Source organism: Nocardioides sp. (genome assembly GCF_035576065.1).
Classification (GTDB): domain Bacteria; phylum Actinomycetota; class Actinomycetes; order Propionibacteriales; family Nocardioidaceae; genus Nocardioides.
Genome location: NZ_DATLWX010000006.1, coordinates 34,545 through 52,189 on the forward strand (window position 1 = coordinate 34,545; position 17,645 = coordinate 52,189).

At 69.9% G+C, this 17,645-nt stretch carries 17 protein-coding genes; 9 read left to right on the forward strand and 8 right to left on the reverse strand.

What is annotated here, in order from left to right:
* Window positions 1-90 precede the first annotated feature (90 nt).
* The 5 genes from VNJ48_RS01815 (at window position 91) to VNJ48_RS01835 (ending at window position 7,242) form a co-directional block, all read left to right on the forward strand.
* Window positions 91-2,337 carry an N-acetylneuraminate synthase family protein gene (locus VNJ48_RS01815; RefSeq protein WP_325598522.1) on the forward strand — a complete coding sequence of 749 codons (2,247 nt, stop codon included), beginning with the start codon at window positions 91-93 and terminating at the stop codon, window positions 2,335-2,337.
* Window positions 2,328-3,392, forward strand: a complete 1,065-nt coding sequence (locus tag VNJ48_RS01820; protein WP_325598524.1) for a glycosyltransferase — start codon at window positions 2,328-2,330, stop codon at window positions 3,390-3,392. The genes VNJ48_RS01815 and VNJ48_RS01820 overlap by 10 nt, the downstream gene beginning before the upstream one ends.
* Window positions 3,389-4,579 (forward strand): O-antigen ligase family protein, encoded by a 1,191-nt coding sequence (locus VNJ48_RS01825; RefSeq protein ID WP_325598526.1) that lies wholly within the window; start codon window positions 3,389-3,391, stop codon window positions 4,577-4,579. The genes VNJ48_RS01820 and VNJ48_RS01825 overlap by 4 nt, the downstream gene beginning before the upstream one ends.
* Window positions 4,580-4,649: 70 nt before the next feature.
* Window positions 4,650-5,765, forward strand: coding sequence for a glycosyltransferase (locus tag VNJ48_RS01830; protein WP_325598528.1), 1,116 nt, complete (start codon window positions 4,650-4,652; stop codon window positions 5,763-5,765).
* Window positions 5,752-7,242 (forward strand): sugar transferase, encoded by a 1,491-nt coding sequence (locus VNJ48_RS01835; protein WP_325598530.1) that lies wholly within the window; start codon window positions 5,752-5,754, stop codon window positions 7,240-7,242. The genes VNJ48_RS01830 and VNJ48_RS01835 overlap by 14 nt, the downstream gene beginning before the upstream one ends.
* A gap of 30 nt (window positions 7,243-7,272) precedes the next feature.
* On the opposite strand, the gene VNJ48_RS01840 is transcribed toward VNJ48_RS01835, so the two are convergent.
* Window positions 7,273-8,703 (reverse strand): polysaccharide biosynthesis tyrosine autokinase, encoded by a 1,431-nt coding sequence (locus VNJ48_RS01840; RefSeq protein WP_325598532.1) that lies wholly within the window; start codon window positions 8,701-8,703, stop codon window positions 7,273-7,275.
* Between the two features lie 29 nt (window positions 8,704-8,732).
* Between VNJ48_RS01840 and VNJ48_RS01845 the strand changes: the two genes are divergently transcribed.
* Both VNJ48_RS01845 and VNJ48_RS01850 read left to right on the forward strand, forming a co-directional pair.
* Complete coding sequence (locus tag VNJ48_RS01845) at window positions 8,733-9,593, forward strand: nucleotidyltransferase family protein (protein WP_325598534.1); 861 nt, start codon at window positions 8,733-8,735, stop codon at window positions 9,591-9,593.
* The gene (locus tag VNJ48_RS01850; RefSeq protein WP_325598536.1) at window positions 9,590-9,895 is read left to right on the forward strand and encodes a PqqD family peptide modification chaperone; all 306 of its coding nucleotides are present in this window, start codon (window positions 9,590-9,592) and stop codon (window positions 9,893-9,895) included. The genes VNJ48_RS01845 and VNJ48_RS01850 overlap by 4 nt, the downstream gene beginning before the upstream one ends.
* Here VNJ48_RS01850 and VNJ48_RS01855 read toward each other — a convergent pair.
* The gene (locus tag VNJ48_RS01855; protein WP_325598538.1) at window positions 9,861-10,286 is read right to left on the reverse strand and encodes a VanZ family protein; all 426 of its coding nucleotides are present in this window, start codon (window positions 10,284-10,286) and stop codon (window positions 9,861-9,863) included. The genes VNJ48_RS01850 and VNJ48_RS01855 overlap by 35 nt on opposite strands.
* A gap of 55 nt (window positions 10,287-10,341) precedes the next feature.
* On the opposite strand from VNJ48_RS01855, the gene VNJ48_RS01860 reads away from it, so the two are divergent.
* Window positions 10,342-11,502 (forward strand): acyl-CoA dehydrogenase family protein, encoded by a 1,161-nt coding sequence (locus tag VNJ48_RS01860; RefSeq protein ID WP_325598540.1) that lies wholly within the window; start codon window positions 10,342-10,344, stop codon window positions 11,500-11,502.
* Between the two features lie 3 nt (window positions 11,503-11,505).
* On the opposite strand, the gene VNJ48_RS01865 is transcribed toward VNJ48_RS01860, so the two are convergent.
* The 4 genes from VNJ48_RS01865 to VNJ48_RS01880 are packed head-to-tail and all read right to left on the reverse strand — an operon-like array spanning window position 11,506 to window position 14,872.
* Window positions 11,506-12,105, reverse strand: coding sequence for a rhomboid family intramembrane serine protease (locus VNJ48_RS01865; RefSeq protein WP_325598542.1), 600 nt, complete (start codon window positions 12,103-12,105; stop codon window positions 11,506-11,508).
* A gap of 10 nt (window positions 12,106-12,115) precedes the next feature.
* On the reverse strand, window positions 12,116-13,459 hold the full coding sequence (locus VNJ48_RS01870) for an MFS transporter (RefSeq protein ID WP_325598543.1): 1,344 nt from the start codon (window positions 13,457-13,459) through the stop codon (window positions 12,116-12,118).
* 37 nt (window positions 13,460-13,496) lie between these two features.
* Window positions 13,497-14,171: an NADPH-dependent F420 reductase gene (npdG, locus tag VNJ48_RS01875; RefSeq protein ID WP_325598545.1), complete on the reverse strand. Its 675-nt coding sequence runs from the start codon at window positions 14,169-14,171 to the stop codon at window positions 13,497-13,499.
* A 29-nt stretch (window positions 14,172-14,200) separates the two neighbouring features.
* Window positions 14,201-14,872, reverse strand: a complete 672-nt coding sequence (locus VNJ48_RS01880) for a dihydrofolate reductase family protein (RefSeq protein ID WP_325598547.1) — start codon at window positions 14,870-14,872, stop codon at window positions 14,201-14,203.
* A 31-nt stretch (window positions 14,873-14,903) separates the two neighbouring features.
* Between VNJ48_RS01880 and VNJ48_RS01885 the strand changes: the two genes are divergently transcribed.
* Entirely contained in the window at window positions 14,904-15,803 is a 900-nt protein-coding gene (locus tag VNJ48_RS01885; protein WP_325598549.1) for a dihydropteroate synthase, read from the forward strand.
* Here the strand turns inward: VNJ48_RS01885 and VNJ48_RS01890 are convergent.
* The gene (locus VNJ48_RS01890; RefSeq protein ID WP_325598551.1) at window positions 15,800-16,726 is read right to left on the reverse strand and encodes an alpha/beta hydrolase; all 927 of its coding nucleotides are present in this window, start codon (window positions 16,724-16,726) and stop codon (window positions 15,800-15,802) included. The two genes, VNJ48_RS01885 and VNJ48_RS01890, sit on opposite strands and share 4 nt — an antisense overlap.
* Before the next feature lie 152 nt (window positions 16,727-16,878).
* A complete protein-coding gene (locus tag VNJ48_RS01895) occupies window positions 16,879-17,508 on the reverse strand; it encodes an FkbM family methyltransferase (RefSeq protein WP_325598553.1) in 630 nt (209 codons plus the stop codon).
* Between the last annotated feature and the right edge of the window lie 137 nt (window positions 17,509-17,645).

Here is a 17,645-nt window from a genome sequence, read left to right on the forward strand (position 1 = left end):
TGACGCACCCCACCTCACTGCACGAACCGGGGACGCAGCCACGTCCGCGCGGTTACGGTGGCGATCCACAGTCTTGGGGAGAAGCAGCCAGTGATCATCGAACGTGACGTGACGGCGTACGTCGTCTACTCCGGCGACCCCGTGCTGCGCGCGCTGGAGAAGATCACGGCCAACAAGGCCCGCGTCATCTTCCTCGTGGACGCCCGCGGGCACCTCGACGGTGTGCTCTCCGACGGCGACTTCCGGCGGTGGATCAGCACCTCCGCCAGCATCAACACCGACGCCCGCGTCATCGAGGCGGCCAACACGAGCCCACGGTCGCTGCCCATGGGCAGCACACCCGCCGAGATCTCGCACGCCTTCGACACGGGTGTCGACCACGTGCCACTGGTCGACGAGCGCGGTCACCTCGTCGCGATCGCGATCAACCGTGCGGACGAACTGCGCATCGGACGCCACATCGTCGCAGCCGACGCCCCGACGCTCGTGATCGCCGAGATCGGGAACAACCATCAGGGCGACGTCGCCTATGCCAAGCGGCTCGTCGAGCTGTCGGCCGAGGCCGGCGCCGACATCGTGAAGTTCCAGCTCCGGGACATGGAGGCGCTCTATCGCCAGGGCACGGACGGGTCGAGCGGCGAGGACCTGGGCGCTCAGTACACGTTGGACCTTCTCGCCAAGTACAACCTCGATGCCGACCAGCTCTTCCAGGTCTTCGACCACTGCGCCGAGGTTGGGGTCGACGTCATGTGCACGGCATGGGACCCGCTCAGTGTGGACCGCCTCGTCGCCTACGGCGTCACGTCGCTGAAGGTGGCGTCAGCCGACATGACCAACCACGCGCTGCTGCGACACATGGCCACGTCCGGGACCCCCATGGTGATCTCGACCGGGATGTCCACCGAGGGCGAGATCCGCGAGAGCGTCGAGCTGATCCGCGCGACCGGCGTGCCGCACGCCTTCCTGCACTGCCAGTCGACCTACCCGGCACCCTTCAAGGACGTCAACCTCGCCTACCTCACCAGGTTGGCGGAGATCACCCAAGGGCCGGTGGGATACTCGGGACACGAGCGCGGCATCCACATCCCGGTGGCTGCGGTGGCGATGGGTGCACGCATCATCGAGAAGCACTTCACCACGGACAAGGCGCAGGAGGGCAACGACCACACGGTCAGCCTCCTGCCGGGTGAGTTCAAGGAGATGGTGCAACGCATCCGCGAGGTGGAGGAGGCGCTGGGATCGACCTCCCCCCGTGCCGTCTCGACCGGGGAGATGATGAACCGCGTCAACCTCGCCAAGTCCCTCGTCGCCACCCGTCGCATCGAGGTCGGCCACGTGCTCACCGAGGCCGACGTCGACATCAAGAGCCCCGGTCGCGGTCTCCAGCCGAACGCGTGGGACAAGCTGATGGGTCGTACGACGACGCGGAGCTTCGACCCCGGGGACTTCTTCTACGCAACTGACCTCGGCGCAGCTGCCATCCGCGGCCGCGCCTACGACTTCCGCCGGCCGTGGGGCCTGGCCGTGCGCTACCACGACGTCGAGTCGATGACCCGCGACACGACCCCCGACTTCCTCGAGTTCCACTTCTCCTACCAGGACCTCGACATCGACCCCGCCAAGGTCTTCTCCGACCGGCTCCCCATGTCGTTCTGCACGCATGCCCCAGAGCTTTTCGCCGGCGACTTCATCCTCGATCTGGCGTCGCCGGACAACGACGTCTTCCAGCGCTCGGTCCACGAGCTGCAACGTGTCGTCGACGTGACGCGACGACTCAAGACCTATTTCCGTGAGGACGCACCTGACCCGGTGATCGTCACCAACTTGGGCGGCTTCACCAAGAATGGGTTCGTCGACGCCTCCAAGCGACGTGTCATGTACACCCGCATCGCCGACGGCCTCGGCCTCATCGACGATGCCGGTGTGCGCATCTGTGCCCAGACCATGCCGCCCTACCCCTGGCACATGGGTGGCCAGTCGTTCCACAACCTCTTCGTCGACCCGGCCGAGACCGCGCAGTGGGCCGAAGAGCACGGCCGTCGTCTCTGCTTCGACGTCTCGCACTCCAAGCTGGCCGCGAACTATCTCGGTCTGTCCTTCGCCGAGACCACAGAGCTCCTGGCCCCCCACACGGACCACCTGCACCTCGTTGACGCGACCGGCGTCGACGGCGAGGGCGTGCAGGTCGGCGACGGCGAGGTCGACTGGGCCCTGCTCGCTCAACAGCTCGACACGCACGCCCCCACCGCCAGCTTCATCCCGGAGATCTGGCAGGGACACGTCAACGACGGCGAGGGCTTCTGGATCGCCCTCGAGCGGTTGGAGCAATGGTTCTGACCGCTCGACCGACCGCTCTGTGGGCGATCCCGGTCAGTGACCTGGCGGGGGTAGCCCGACACGCCCTCGACGTGGCGCGCGTCGGCATCCCGGGGTGGCGGCTCGTGTTCCTCACACCCCCAGGGGCTCTGCCGCGCGAGCTGAAGGCGGCCGGTGCTGCTGTGCTCGAGGCGCCCTTCGGACCCGGGCACGGACTCCACGCCTCGGTGAGCTCGCTGCGCCACGCAGTCGCCAAGCTGCAGCCAACGGTGGTGCACACCCATTTGTCCTACGCCGACATCGTCGCGGCGCTTGCGGTCGGGCACGGTCCCCGGCTGATCACGACCGAGCACGGCATCGCCCAGGACGATGTCGTCTATCACGGTTCCGCTGTCAAGGCTCGGGTGATGTCAGTGGCACACACGGCGCGGCTGCGCCGCTTCGACGCCGCCATCGCGGTCAGCGACGCCACGGCCAAGGCAATGAACCAGAAATGGCATCCCCGACGTGCTGTCACGGTCATCCACAACGGCCTTGACCCGGAGGGAGCGCCCACGCGTCCGCCGGGACTACGGGTGCTCTCGCTGGCGCGGTTGGCGCCGGAGAAGCGCCTTGACAGGCTGGTGGACGGCTTCGCCGAGCTGGCCAGCAGCCAAGTCGCGGCCACGCTCACCCTGGCCGGCACTGGCCCGCTCGAGGGCGACCTGCGTCGCCAGGTGAATCGAATCGGCCTCGAGGCGCGCGTTCGATTCCCCGGATTCGTGGACCCGGACGCAGCCATGTCCGAGCACGACGTGCTTGCCATGCTGTCGGTCTGGGAGAACTGTTCCTACGCGCTGCTCGACGCCGCTGCTGCCGGGCTGGGCGTCGTGGCCAGCAGTGTCGGAGCAAACCCCGAGATCCTCCCCGACAGGTGTCTTGTCGATGCGACCGACAGATCGCACGTCGCTGACGCACTTGCTCGTCAGGGCCTCGAGCCCACGCAACGTCCCGGCCTGGACGGCTGGCCCACCGTGACGCAGATGACCCAGCGCATCGCGGGCGTGTACGACACCGTCACTGGGGCCACGACATGAAGAACGTGGCGTCTGCCTGGGTGCTGCCCGACGCCGCCGAGACCCGAGCCGCCCGGGCGGACTCCGAGGTCCGGGTCGTGGAGTTCGTCCTCTTCTCGCTGATCCCGCTGCGCGTCGTGGAGACGGCGGGCCTGCCCGTCAACGAGCTGGCTGCCCTTGCCGTGGTCGTGCTGGCAACCATGCGCCCCGCGCTGGGTCATCGCATCCCTCTCATGCGGGTCTGGTTGTTCTGCGCAGCGGCCCTCGGCCTGCTCCTCTTCTCCGGCATCGCCAACGACGTCGACTGGATGCGCCGAGTCGGTCACGTCGCGATCTGGTGCGGCCTCATCTGGGCGTGCGCGACCGGTCGCGTCTCGCTCCGCTCGGCTGCTCTCGGCCTGGCCGCCGGGCTGCTGTCCGTCATCGGGCTCTACCAGGTCGGCATTGGCGGTGACGCCTACCCCGGTCGTCTCACCGGTTTCCTGGGCGATCCCAACGCCGGGGCCCTCTTCATCGTGACGCTCGGGGCACTCGTGGTGGGCTTCGCCGACGACCGCCGCAGGGTCCGCCTGCTGCTCGCGGTGCCGTTGATCGCCGGGCTGGTGATGACCTACTCACGCACCGGCCTGTTGGCGCTGGCCTTCGCCCTCGCGTGGTGGCTGCTGGGGCGACGCCTCGGCAAGCTAGGCGGTGCCGTCGCGGCCGGTTCGCTGGTATGGGTGGTGGACAACATCCCCGACGACCTGGTGCTCTTCGGCCCCTTCTCCAACCGGTCCGGCAGCGACGCCCTGCGGGAAAGGATCATCGCCCAGGAGCAATCGCTGCTCGATCAGGCGCCGTGGTTCGGGAACGGACCCGGCACTGCCAAGGTCGCTCTGGCCCAGAACGAGTTCTTCTTCCACAACAGCTATCTCGCTGTTCGCCAGGAAGGCGGATGGTTGCTCCTCGGCCTCGTCCTGGCCCTGGTGGCCACCGCCTTCTTGGCACTTTCGTCCAGGACCCGCACCGGGGACGTGCCGGCGATTGCCGCCCAGGCGGCTCTGATCGCCATCCTGACTATGGGCGTGACCCTCGGCGAGGTCTTGCTGGAGCTCCCGACCGCGCTTGCCGTCGGCTTTGCACTGGCGCGAGCCAGCGTGCTGACGTCACCCGGCGACCAGTCGGTCGTTGCCAATATCGTGAAAACTCCACGGTCGGACCCCGAGTGACGTGGGATGGGAGCAGTGCCGACGGAGTGATCTGGCCGGTGCACGTCCAGCCACGCATCCAGGAGTAGCAATGACCCGGTCGGCGATCGCGATCGCCCATGACTACCTCACCCAGCGCGGTGGGGCAGAACGCGTCGTCCTGACGATGCGCAAGGCCTTCCCCGGCGCACCGATCCACACCACCCTCTACGACCCCGACGGCACCTACCCCGAGTTCCGTGAGGCTCACGTCGTCACTTCGAGGCTCAATGACGTCGCCCTCTTCCGGCGCGACCACCGCCTCGCGCTGCCCTTCCTCGCTGCTGCCTCCTCGCGTCTGCGGATCGAGGCTGACCTCACCGTCGTCTCGGGCAGCGGTTGGGCCCACGGCTTCCCCACCGACGGACACAAGATCGTCTACTGCCACAATCCCGCCCGCTGGCTGTATCAGACCGACGAGTACCTCGGCCGGCCAGCCCATCGGCACCCCGTAGGGCCTGCCCTGCTGGCCATGCGACCCGCGCTGCGCCGGTGGGACCATCGCGCCGCCGAGACGGTCGACCGCTTCGTCGCCAACAGCCACGTCGTCCAGCGTCGTATCCAGGACACCTACGGTCGCGACGCCGAGATCCTGCATCCGCCGCACAACATGGACCCGTCGGCGCCCCAGGATGCGGTGGCCGAGCTCAGCGACCTGGACCCCGGGTTCGCTCTGGTCGTGTCGCGACTCCTGGCCTACAAGAACGTCGACGCGGCCATCGACGCGGTTCGCCTCACAGGTCGTCCGCTGGTCGTGGTCGGCCACGGCCCCGAGGCGGCCCGCCTGCGCTCCCTGGCGGACGGGCGGGTGCGGATCCTTTCCGGACTGAGCGACGCACAGCTGCGCTGGGTCTACGCCCGCGCCGGCGTGCTGGTGAGCCCCAGCCACGAGGACTTCGGCCTGACACCCCTGGAGGCTGCCGCCTTCGGCGTGCCAACCGTGGCCCTCGGCGCCGGCGGCTTCCTGGAGACTGTGGTCGAAGGCAGCACGGGCCTGTTCTTCGACCACCCGACCGCGAAGTCGATCGCCCGTGCACTCGCGGACTTCGACACCCACGTGTGGGACGCGGCGACGATCCGCGCCCGGGCCGAGGAGTTCAGCGAGGATCGGTTCATCAGGCGCCTCACCGAGATCAGCCAGGAGGTGATGCCACGTGTCCAGCACTGATCGTGCCTCTCGCGAGCTCCTCCAGGCAGCGAGCCCGACGGCCGTCACCGCACCTGCCGAAGTCACCCGCCGACCTGCCCGGACCAGCCGGATCGCTGCGGCGGTTGCCGTCGTGGACCTGGTGATGATCACCCTGGCCACCCTGGCCGCGATCCAGTTCCGGCTGGACCTGCCCTTCTTCGACCCCGCCACAGACGTGGTCGAGAACACGGCCCGGCCTGCGATCTTCCTGATCGCCGCCTGGCTGCTGCTGCTGGTGATGCTGGGGGCCTACGACAACGACCTCTTCGGCGCCGGCATGGACGAGTTCCGCCTCGTGGTCAACGCGTCGCTGGCAAATGCCGCACTCGTCGGAGTGGGCGCCTTCCTGACGCAGTCGCCGCTGTCCCGCGCTCTCTTCGTGCTGCTCTTCACCATCGGCATCCCCCTGCTCCTGATGGGTCGCCTGGCAGCGCGTCGCGTCCTCCAGCACGCGCGCACCCGCGGCCGGTTGAGTCAACGGGTGCTCCTGGTGGGCACCCCGGGACACGTGGGTGAGATCAACGTCGTGCTCAGTCGGGAGCGCTGGCTCGGCTACCAGGTGGTGGGCTGCCTGCTCCCCCGCGACTACGCGGGGATCCGGTCCACGTCGGGCGGGATCCCGGTCCTGGGCACCACCGACGACCTCAGCGAGCACGTGGATGAGCACGAGGTCGACATCGTGGTCTTCACCGCCGGCGCGGTGAACTCCTCCACCGAGCTGCGTCGTCTGGCTTGGGACCTGGAGGACCACTCCCAGGTCGAGATCATCGTCGCTCCCAATGTCACCGACGTATCGAGCGAGCGGGTGCGGATCCGCCCGGTCGCTGGGCTACCGCTCATGCACCTGGGCCGTCCCCGCTCCCGCGCTGCCAGGAGTGCCGCCAAGCGCCTCTTCGACCTCGCGGGCGCCTGGACGACCCTCGTGGTGTTCGGCCCTCTCTTGGTGGCCCTGATGCTCTGGATCCGCCTCGACGACGGTGGTCCCAGCATCTTCCGCCAGACCCGGGTCGGGCGCGACGGGAAGCCCTTCCAGTGCCTCAAGCTGCGGTCGATGGTGGTGGACGCCGAACAGCTCCGGCCGCCCGGCGACGAGTCGAGCGTCCTCTACAAGCTGGCCGACGACCCCCGCGTCACCCGTCCCGGCCGCTTCATCCGGCGCTTCTCACTCGACGAGCTCCCCCAGCTCTGGAACGTGGTGCGGGGCGAGATGAGCCTGGTCGGCCCGCGACCACCGCTCCCGGACGAGGTCGCGCGCTACGAGGACGACATGCTGCGTCGGCTCAACGTCCTGCCCGGGATGACGGGGCTGTGGCAGGTCTCGGGCCGCTCCGACCTCTCGTGGGAGGACACCGTGCGCCTGGACCTCTACTACGTCGACAACTGGTCGATGACCCAGGACATGGCCATCCTCTTCCGCACGGTCTGGGCCGTCCTGGCCTCTCGCGGCGCCTACTGACCCAGGCTCGCCGCGGAAGAGACGGGACGACTACGTCGTCTTGGCCGACCGACGACGGCCGCGGGGCTCCTTGGCTTCGGCGCGGACGGAACCGGGCTCGAGGGAGGTGTATTCGGTCGCGGCGTAGCCGTAGCCGCCATAGGCGGTCGCCATCGGGCCCTTCTGGGGTGCCTTGTTGAGCACCACCCCGAGCAGCCTGCCCCCGACCTGGTCGAGGATGCGGCGGCAGTGCTGGCTGTGCTCGATCTGGGTCTTGCCGGCCGCCTGCACGAGGAGCACGCCGTCACACGCTGCTGCCAGCAGGCCGGCGTCCGTCACCGGCAGGAGCGGTGGCGCGTCGAGCAGCACGAGGTGGTCGAGCGCCAAGGTGTCGATCAGCCTGCGCATGCGGTCCGAGCCCAACAGCTCACTGGGGTTGGGCGGGATCCGACCCGAAGGGAGCAGGACGAGGTTGGGGATGTCGGATTCCACCAGTGCTTGGCTCACCGCGACATCACCTGCCACGACCTGGGTCAGACCGACGTGGCCGTCGATCCCGAAGGTGCCGGCCATCGTGGGCCGGCGCAGGTCGGCGTCGATCAGCACGACCTTCTCGCCCGTCTGGGCCACGAGTCGTGCCAGGTTGGCCGAGACCGTCGACTTGCCTTCGCCGGGCAGCGCGCTGGTGATGACGATCCGTCGGGGTGGCTTGTCGACGTCGACGAAGCGCAGGTTGGTGCGGAGCTGTCGGAAGGCCTCAGCCGCTCGGCCGAGGTCACCCTCGACGCCGCGGGCATGGTGGGCGAGCTCATTGACCTTGGGGATCACGCCGACCACCGAGCCACCGGTCGCCTCCTCGACGTCGCTCACCGAGCGGATGCGTCGGTCGAGCGTGCGCCGCAGCAGGATGACCCCTGCGGCGAGGGCGAACCCTGCTCCAGCGCCCTTCAGGGCGGCCTTGCGGTAGTCGGGCGTGAACGGATCGGACGGGAGCTCGGCCTCGTCATACGGCACGATCGTGACGAGACTGGTCCTGCCCTTTCCGGCGGGGTTCTGGAGATCCTCGGCCTCGTCGGCAACCGCTTCGACGACCGCCGTCGCCAGCTCCTGCGCCTCCCTCGGCGTGGTCCCGACCGCACGGATACGCAGGAGGCCGGCAGCATCGGCGTACGCCGAGAAGCGGGACGCCACGGAAGAGGGCGGAAGCCCGAGATTCAGGTCATCCACGACGCGCTCGGCGACCGGGGTCGTTGAGACGAGGGCGACGTAGAGGGCGGCCTTCTCCTTGGCCAGAGCGAGGTTGCCCGCCTCCTCGGGGGCGCTCTGCGCGCTGCCGACCTGGATGTACCCGGTCGACGTCGCCTCGTAGAGCACCGGCTCGCGGGTGGTGAGCCCCACCGAGACCAGGATGCCGAGCACCGTGCAGCCGATCAGCGCCCACCGGTGGGCACGAGCGAGGCGCACCAGGTCCGCGAACGTCATGCCCGGAGTCTAGGTGGCAACATGAGGACATGCCGCCTGATCCGGGAAGAGCCTCAGCCGAGGCCGACATCCCCATTGCGGCTCGGGTGCATCTCGCGCATGCCGTGGTCCAGCACCTGGCCGAGACGGCCGGGGCCGACGTGCTTCACCTCAAGGGCCCCGCGATGTTCTCCGGGCTGCGAGATCCGGAGCGGAGCTCGTCCGACGTCGACGTCCTGGTCCGGCCCAGCCACCTGACCGCGCTCATCGACGCCATGGAGGCCCACGGCTGGGAACGGCGTACGGACTTCGAGACCGGCTCGCCCTTTGCGCATGCCGCCAACTGGTGGCACCCCGACTGGGGCTGGGCAGACGTGCACGTCTCCTGGCCCGGCGCCGGGATTCCGGCAGAGCAGGCCTTTGACGAGCTCGCGGCGCCGGGCGCCACCCAGCTGATCGCCCATCATGAGTGCCCTGTCCCGGACCGGATCGGGCAACGGCTGATCCTGCTGCTCCACTACGCGCGCACGCCGCGCGGCTCCGACAAGGAGTGGGCCTGGGACAAGGCGACCGAAGCAGAACAGCACGCCGTCCGTGCCCTCGCTGCCCGGCTGGACGCCGAGGTGGCCCTGGCGGCCGCCCTCGACGAGCTCCAGCACCACAGCGACCACCCCGACCACGACCTGTGGCAGCACTTCTCCCAGGGCGGGGACCGGCTCGCCGAGTGGCGTGCACGCATGACGTCCGCCCGTGGCGTGCGGGCCCGGGTCCGATTGGCCCTGGGCATGGTGCGCGTCAACCGCGACTACCTCGCGATCGAGCTCGGCCGCGAGCCGACGCGCGAGGACGTCCGCCGTCGCCAGCGCGAGCGCGTGCAGCGCGCGGTTGCCGATCTGCGGGCTCGGTTGTGACCCGCTACGTGATTCCCGCTGACGTCGCCTGGGTCAGCCGGGAGGACCTCGACCTGGGAGCCGAACCACACGCCTACATCGCTCTGCTGCCAGACGGGCCGTCGCTGTCCCTCCAGGGCTCGGCCTGCATGGTGTGGCTCTCGATCCACGACGGCGGCACCGCCCACGAGATCGCCCTCCGCACGAGCGAGCTGGCCGAGGTCGAGCTCGACGACGTCCTCGAAGACGTCCAACGGTTGCTGACCGACTTGGTGGGCGCCGGCGTCGTCACCGTCGAGCACGCAGGCGGCGTACACCCGTGACAGCAACCGCACCCAGCAGCGCTCCCAGACCGTTGGTCGCCACGTCCCAGACGCTGCCCTCACGGTCCAGCAGGGCCGCCTGGACCAGCTCGACCGCTGCGGACCCCACCGTGGCAACGAGCGTCACCCGCCACCACGACCAGCCCGACAGCTTCGCCAGCGCCACGCCCACGGGCACGAAGAGCAGCACGTTCAGCAGCACGCCGTAGTGCTCGGGCAGCGCCCCCGCCGGCGCGATCGGGACGTCGTAACGGAAGAACACGTAGAGCCGCACCGTCAGCCTGTTGAGCTGCCAACCCCACGGTCCGAGGAGGAGCACCGCGAACCCGGCCGCACCGACGAGCAGCAGGGTGTACGCCGCCCGCGACCGGACCTCGTTCGGCGCTTCCACGTCAGCCACCCTAGGGCCCGCGGTGCTCTCGCCGACCGCCGGTAATGTGCGCCGCATGACTGCCTCCCGCACCCTGCCGACCGAGGAAGCCGTCGAGCTGCTCAAGCTCGTCCGCGAGATCGCCACCAAGGAGCTCCTCCCCCGGTCGGCCGAGGCAGAGGCCACCGAGACCTTCCCCCGTGACGTCTTCCGGCTGCTCGGAGACGCAGGCCTCCTAGGGCTGCCCTACGCCGAGGAGTTCGGCGGTGGCGGCCAGCCCTACGAGGTCTATCTGCAGGTGCTCGAGGAGATCGCCGCCGTTTGGTCCTCGGTCGGCGTCGGGGTCTCGGTGCACGCCCTCTCGTGCTTCGGGTTGGTGAGCTTCGGCACCGACGAGCAGCGCTCCGAGTGGCTGCCGGACATGCTCGGCGGCTCGCTGCTGGGCGCCTACTGCCTCTCCGAGGCCCACGCCGGCTCCGACCCGGCAGCCATGCGGACGACTGCTCGGCGCGACGGCGACTCCTACGTCCTCAACGGCGCCAAGGCCTGGACCACCCACGGCGGCCACGCCGACTTCTACAAGGTGATGGCCCGCACCTCCGACGACCGCAACGGCATCTCCTGCTTCCTCGTGCCGGCCGACACCGAGGGCCTCACCGCTGACCCGCCGGAGCGGAAGATGGGCCTCACCGGCTCGGCGACCGCGACCATGCGCTTCGACGACGTCCGTGTCCCCGCGTCCCGCCTCCTCGGGGCCGAGGGTGACGGACTCCGGATCGCCCTTGCCGGTCTCGACGCGGGGCGCCTCGGCATCGCGGCCGTGGCGACCGGACTGGCGCAGGGAGCCCTCGACGCCGCGGTGGCCTACGCCCGCGAACGCGAGACCTTCGGCAAGCCGATCATCGAGCACCAGGGGCTGGCGTTCGTGCTGGCCGACATGGAGGCAGCCATCCAGTCTGCCCGCGCGACGACCCTGCACGCGGCCCGCCTCAAGGACGCCGGTCTGCCCTTCTCCCGCGAGGCTTCCGTCGCCAAGATGGTCGCCACCGACAACGCCATGAAGGTCACCACGGACGCCGTACAGGTCCTCGGCGGCTTCGGCTACACCCGCGACTTCCCGGTCGAGCGGTTCATGCGCGAGGCCAAGGTCATGCAGATCTTCGAGGGCACCAACCAGATCCAGCGGATGGTGATCTCCCGGTCGCTCGCCAAGGACAACGCCGGCACCATCGGCTGAGACCTAGCCGCGGAGGGCGTACGCCGCAGGCCGGCGCGTCGGCAGCCACCAAGCCGCCAGCACTCCGCCCAGCGCTCCGAACAGGTGCCCCTGCCAGGAGATACCGGGCTGACCGGGCAGCACGCCGAGAAGCACCCCGCCGTAGACGAAGAAGACGAAGACCCCGACGAGGATCTCCGTGGCGTTGCGGGTGAACAGCCCCCGCAGGAGCAGGTACGTCAGCCAGCCGAAGACGAGCCCGGACGCGCCGAGGTGCACCGTGCCCTCTCCCCCGGTGAGCCACGTGCCGACGCCTCCGACCACCCACACGATCGCCGTCACGGCGAGCCACTGACGCAGCCCCGCGAGCAGCACCAGGAAGCCGAGCACCAACAACGGCAGGGTGTTGGCCATCAGGTGGCCGAAGCCGGCGTGGAGCAGCGGCGCGACCAGGATCCCGCTCAGCCCCTCCGGACTGTTCGGCCGGATCCCTTCGACGTCGAGGCGGTTGCCCAGCACCGTGTCGATGATCTCCGAGACCCACAGCACGGCGACGAAGCCCGCGCTCCAGATCGCCGCGATCCTCCACGTCGAGTCTCCGGCGGCGTACGACGGCGTCCTCACGACGATGAGCCTACGAGGCGGGTCGGCGACGGAGCTCGGGCACCAGGAAGAGCAGACCGAGCGCGGGCAGCACGGCGAGGGCGGCGAAGCTGCCCGGGATGCCGATGACTTCTCCGAGCCCGGCCACCACGGCCGAGCCCACGCTGCCACCGACGAGGAAGAGCAGGGTGGCGATGCCCAGGGCGACGCCACGGACGTCGGCGGGCACCGCTGCGCCGACCAGCGCGATCAGCGCGGGCTGGCCGATCCCGAAGGACACGGTGGCCAGCGCGACCGCGAGCGCCACCGGGACCGGCGCCAGCAGATGGGTGCCCAGCGCGGCGAGGAGCAGGGTCGCGGCAGCGACGATCCCGGCGAGCACCAGGCACCAGGAGGCGCCGATGCGCTCCAGGAGCGGGCCTGCCACGCGCGGCACCAGCAGCGCGACGACCGCGCTCGGCACGAGCAACAGACCGACCTCCCACGGCTCCCAGCCGGCGCCGACGAGCACCGCCGGGACGCCGACCAGGAGCGCGAACCAGGAAGCCGGCACCGATGCGGAGGCGATCGCCGATCGGACCACCACCCCGTTGCGGATCACGGACATCGGGAGGAAGCCGTGGGGCCGGTGGCGCACGCGGAGGGCCACGAGCGGCGCACCGAGGATGAGGAGGAGCGCGCCGATGGTGGCGATGGTCAGGCCACTGGTGGGCGACTGCACGAGCAGCACGAGCCCGCCGGCGGTGCCGGCCACCAGGACGGCACCGATGATGTCGAGGCGAGCACCGGTGCCTCCACCCACCAGCGCGCGCCACAGGAAGGGCAGCACCAGGACGCCCAGGACCGGCAGGGCCATCACGGCCCGCCAGCCGAATGCGTGCTCGACGAGTCCACCGAGGAGGGGGCCGAGACAGCTGACTGCGGCCGCGACGCCGGCGAGACGGCCGAGCGCCAGGCCCCGGACCGATCCGTCATATCGCGCGCTGAGGGCGGCGACGCCGAGGGTGGGCACCGCAGCGGCTCCCGCCCCCTGGAAGAGCCGGGCCACCAGCAGCACCTCGAAGGTGGGCGCCAAGGCAGCAGCGACGGCGCCGACGGTCATCAGCGTGATGCCGAAGACGAGCGGGAGGCGTACGCCGACCAGGTCGCTCACGCGGCCATAGACGGCTGTGGTCACCGCGAGCATCAGCACGTAGAGGCTGATGCTCCACGCGGCCGACCCGACGCTGACGCCCAGGTCGGGCGCCATCAGCGGCAGCGCGATCGCGGCTGACGACGAACCCATGCCGGCGAGGCCGAAGAGCAGCCCCAGGAGCAGCGACACCCGCCGCGCGTCGTCCGGCGCCTTCGCGGGGGTCGTCACGGTCTGGGCCACGTCCGGTCGCAACACCCGGCGACGCGGCGACATTCCCTCACACGTCCGTGATGCGCACCCCGGCGTGCGCCTTGTAGCGGCGGTTCATCGCGATGAGGTTGGCGGTGAAGGCCTCGACCTGGTGGGCGTTGCGGATGCGGCCGCCATACACGCCACGCACTCCGGGGATCGTGTCCGCCAGCGACTGGACGAGGTCGGTGGCCTCACGGTCGTCGCCGAGGACCAGGACGTCGGTCTCGACCCGCTCGACCTCCGGGTCCTCCAGCAGCACCGCGCTCACGTTGTGGAAGGCGCCCAGCACCCGGCTCTCGGTCAGGATCGCGGCCGCCTGTTGGGTCGCCGAGCCCTCCTCGACGGCAAGCGCGAAGGGACCCTGCTTGTCGAAGCCGAGCGGGTTGACGCAGTCCACGACGATCTTGCCGGCGAGTGGCCCGCGCAGCGACTCGAGCAGCTCCTTGTGTCCGTCCCACGGCACCACGACCAGGACCACGTCCCCCGCAGCGGCCGCGTCGGCATTGCTCGCGCCGGTCACCGCACCGCCGGTGGCCCCGGTGGCCTCGGCCAGCTCGGCGGCGATGCTCTCCGCCTTGTCGGCCGTGCGGCTGCCGAGCACGACGGTGACCCCCGCCTGGGCGAAGCGGCGTGCGAGCCCCCGGCCCTGAGGGCCGGTCCCACCCAGGACGGCAACGACGGTGTCTGTCGGGAAAGTCATGGGACGACCCTAGGCGCTCACCGGTCGGCTCAGTCGACCAACCAGCGCCCGAGCAGCGTGCCGTCCTGCTCCAGCAGGACCCCCGGCCGCAGGCGTACGTCGACGTCCACCCCACCCGCGATCCGGATCGCGGTCCCGGCGACCAGACGCGGCACGGTCGTGAGGCACAGCTCGTCCACGATCCCCGACTGCAGCATCGACCCGAACAACGCCGGCCCGCCCTCGGAGAGCTGGTCGACCCAGCCGCGCTCGGCCAGCACCGTCTTCATGGCCACGAGCTCGACAGCGTCGTCACCGAGGACGAACACCCGGTCCCGACCCAGCAGGGACCGCGCGGCCGCCAGGCCCGGGGAGGACGAGCACGTCACCAGGTGCACCTGCTCGGAGCCCACCAGCGTCGGCGGCACGTCACCCGACCGGCTCACGATCGCCAGCGGAAGGGTGGGGGGCGCGTACCCCTCAGCACGCAACGTGCCCGCGCCGACGACGAGCACGTCCGCTCGTCGTCGCAGGGCATGGAAGACGCGTTTGTCGGCCGCGTTGTTGATGCCCTTGCTCAGCCCGTCGACGCCCTGCGAGGCGCCGTCGAGGGTGCTGACGAAGTTGACCCGCAGCCACGGAGTGCGCGGTGGCTCGTAGAGCGCCTGCAGCGCATCCTCGTCGAGGTCGGCCAGCCGGTGCAGCTCCAACGGTGTCGTCACGGGTCCATCCTGCCTGTCTAGAGTGACCCGGGTGATCACCCTGGCCGCCCTGACCGAGCTGATGGACGAGTTCGCAGGCGAGTGGCAGGCACCGGTCGAGCCCGTTGTCATCGACGGGCCGTCCGGCCAGGTGGTCATCGGCGACGGCCCGGTGACGCTGATGGGCTGCATCAATCTCTCGCGCGACTCGACCTACCGGGAGAGCATCGCCGTCTCGACCGACCACGCCGTCCGGATCGGTCGGGTCCAGGCCGCGCAAGGAGCCGGGATCCTTGACCTCGGGGCCGAGTCGAGCGACTACACGAAGACCCGCGTCTCGGCCGCCGCGCAGATCGCGGCCCTCGTGCCGATCGTCGAGCAGCTGTCCGCAGCAGCGGTCGTGTCGGTCGAGACCTACCACCCGGAGGTGGTCGGCGCCTGCCTCGAAGCGGGCGCCCGGGTGCTCAACATGACGGGTCGCGAGCACGAGGAGGAGATGCTCGGCCTCGCATCGGTGCACTCAGCGGCGGTCGTCATGTCCTACGGCGCGTCGGCCAACGTGCGCGAGCACTCCGAGGCGCCGACCGGCGACCCCATCTCGGCGCTGCTCGACCACTTCGGACCCCGGATCGAGCGAGCACGCGAGCTGGGAGTCACCGGCATCGTGGTGGACCCGGGCATCGGCTTCAACTACAGCAACCTCGAGACGCCACTGGCCCGGTCGCGTCACCAGATGCGGATGCTGACCCAGGCCTTCCGGCTGCGCCCTCTCGGGGTGCCGATCTGCAACGTGCCCCCGCACTCCTTCGACCTCTTCGGCGACGAGTTCCGCAAGGGCGAGGGCTTCTTCGCCGTCTTCGCCGCCCTGGGTGGGGCCCACCTGTTGCGTACGCACGAGGTGTCTCACCTGCGGGTGGTGCTCGAGGCCCTGGGCGCCCTTGACGTGCGCTAGCCCAGCAGCGCCTTGAAGCGGGCGTTCACGTCCGCGACCGCGTCGGCGGCTCCGGCGCTCAGGGTCACCATGTCGCAGAAGCCGTGGATCATCCCGTCGTAGCGGACCACGTCGACGTGCACCCCGGCCGCGCGCAACGCTTCGGCGTACGCCTCGCCCTCATCGCGCAGCGGGTCGAACTCGGCCGTCACGACCAGCGCTGGCGCCACCTCCGACACGTCCCCGTGCAGAGGCGCGACGCGCGCGAGCTCGGTCTCGAGGTCGAGGTCGGACGGGACGTAGTGGCTGCCGAACCAGTCCATCATCGCCACGGTGAGGAAATAGCCCTCGGCGTTGTCGACCCTGGACGGATAGTCACCGAGACCGTCGGTGGCGGGATAGATGAGGAGCTGGGCGGCCAGCACGTCGCCGAGGTGCTGCGCGACCACGGCCGAGAGGTTGGCGCCTGCGCTGTCTCCGCCGATCGCCAGCCGCCCGCCGCCGCCGAGGTCGCCGAGGTGGGCAGCCGCCCACTCGGTCGCCGTCTGCGCGTCGTCCAACCCTGCCGGGAAGGGGTGCTCGGGTGCGAGCCGGTAGTCGACGCTGAGCACCGCGAGGTCCGCATCGCGACACAACCGTCGACACGTCTGGTCGTGGGTGTCGAGGTCGCCGACGACGAAGCCACCGCCGTGCAGGTAGACGAGGGTGTCCCTTGGGCCGTCGCCCTCGGGCTTGTAGAGCCGAGCCGCGCGCTCGCCCGCGCCGCCGGGCACCATCAACGACGAGACGGAGCCGACCGGCACGACGTCCTCGGGCTTGACGAGGTCGACCGACATCGCCCGCATCGCCTTGCGCCCCTCCTCGGGAGTCCCCGCCTCGATCGTCGGGTAGCCGGCGAGGGCGACGAAGTCGAGCAGGTCCTTGAGCTGGGGGTCCAGGGGCATGGGCACAACCTAATAGCCCCGCGGGCAGCCCACCGCGCCCCTCACCTTCGTGGCGGCAGGCACGTCGGCGTCGTCAGGAACGCGAAGCGTAGATGTAGCTCTGCTCCCAATCGGGCCCGTTGCCGCCCCGTTCCTGCACAAGAGAACCGTGGTCAGTCAGCCACTCGACGACGACATCCTTGGACCGGCCCCACTCCGTCCCGAGGAAGTCGTGACAGGAGATCGTCATGTGGCGGACGTGCGGCGCCGTCCTTTCCATGCCCCGCACAGCGTCCTTCTCGGCGCCCTCGATTGTTCATCTTCATCCAGTCGACCTGAGTGATTCCGCGCTCGGCGCAGAGGTCGTCCAATGTCACGGCCCGAACGGGTGCGCCCTTGTTTGAGTAGACGTTGCCCTCAACCCAGTCGTCCTCGTCAGAGATCATCACCTTCCCTGCCTCGTTGGAGACGGCGAGCTGCAGTGGCTCGATCTGCGACCAGCCGTTGACTCGGATCAGTTCGACCAGGCGTGCGTAGGGCTTGGGGGCGGCCTCGATGGCGAGCACCTTGCCAGCAGGTCCCACCATGTCGGCCAGGAAGAACGTCTCTCCGCCGTGACCCGCACCGACGTCGATGACGGTGTCGCCTGGCTGGGGCTTGTAATGCCGCCAGAGCAAATCGAACATGTCGTAGTCGGTGCCGTTGGTGGCCCACTTCGAGATCGTCCCCCACCGGCGACTGTCACTGACGCGGCCCTCCGGCCACCGGTGAAGCCACTCACCCCGGGACCGCTTGGCGACCATCGCACGGTGGTCAGCCGCCGGTTCTGTGCAGTGTCCTTGGCAGACTTGATTACCCCTATCACGCCCCGGACTGCCACTCGAGTGACTCCGCCTCGGTCGTCGAGCCGGCTTGCGAGCTCCCACGGTGTGACCATGCG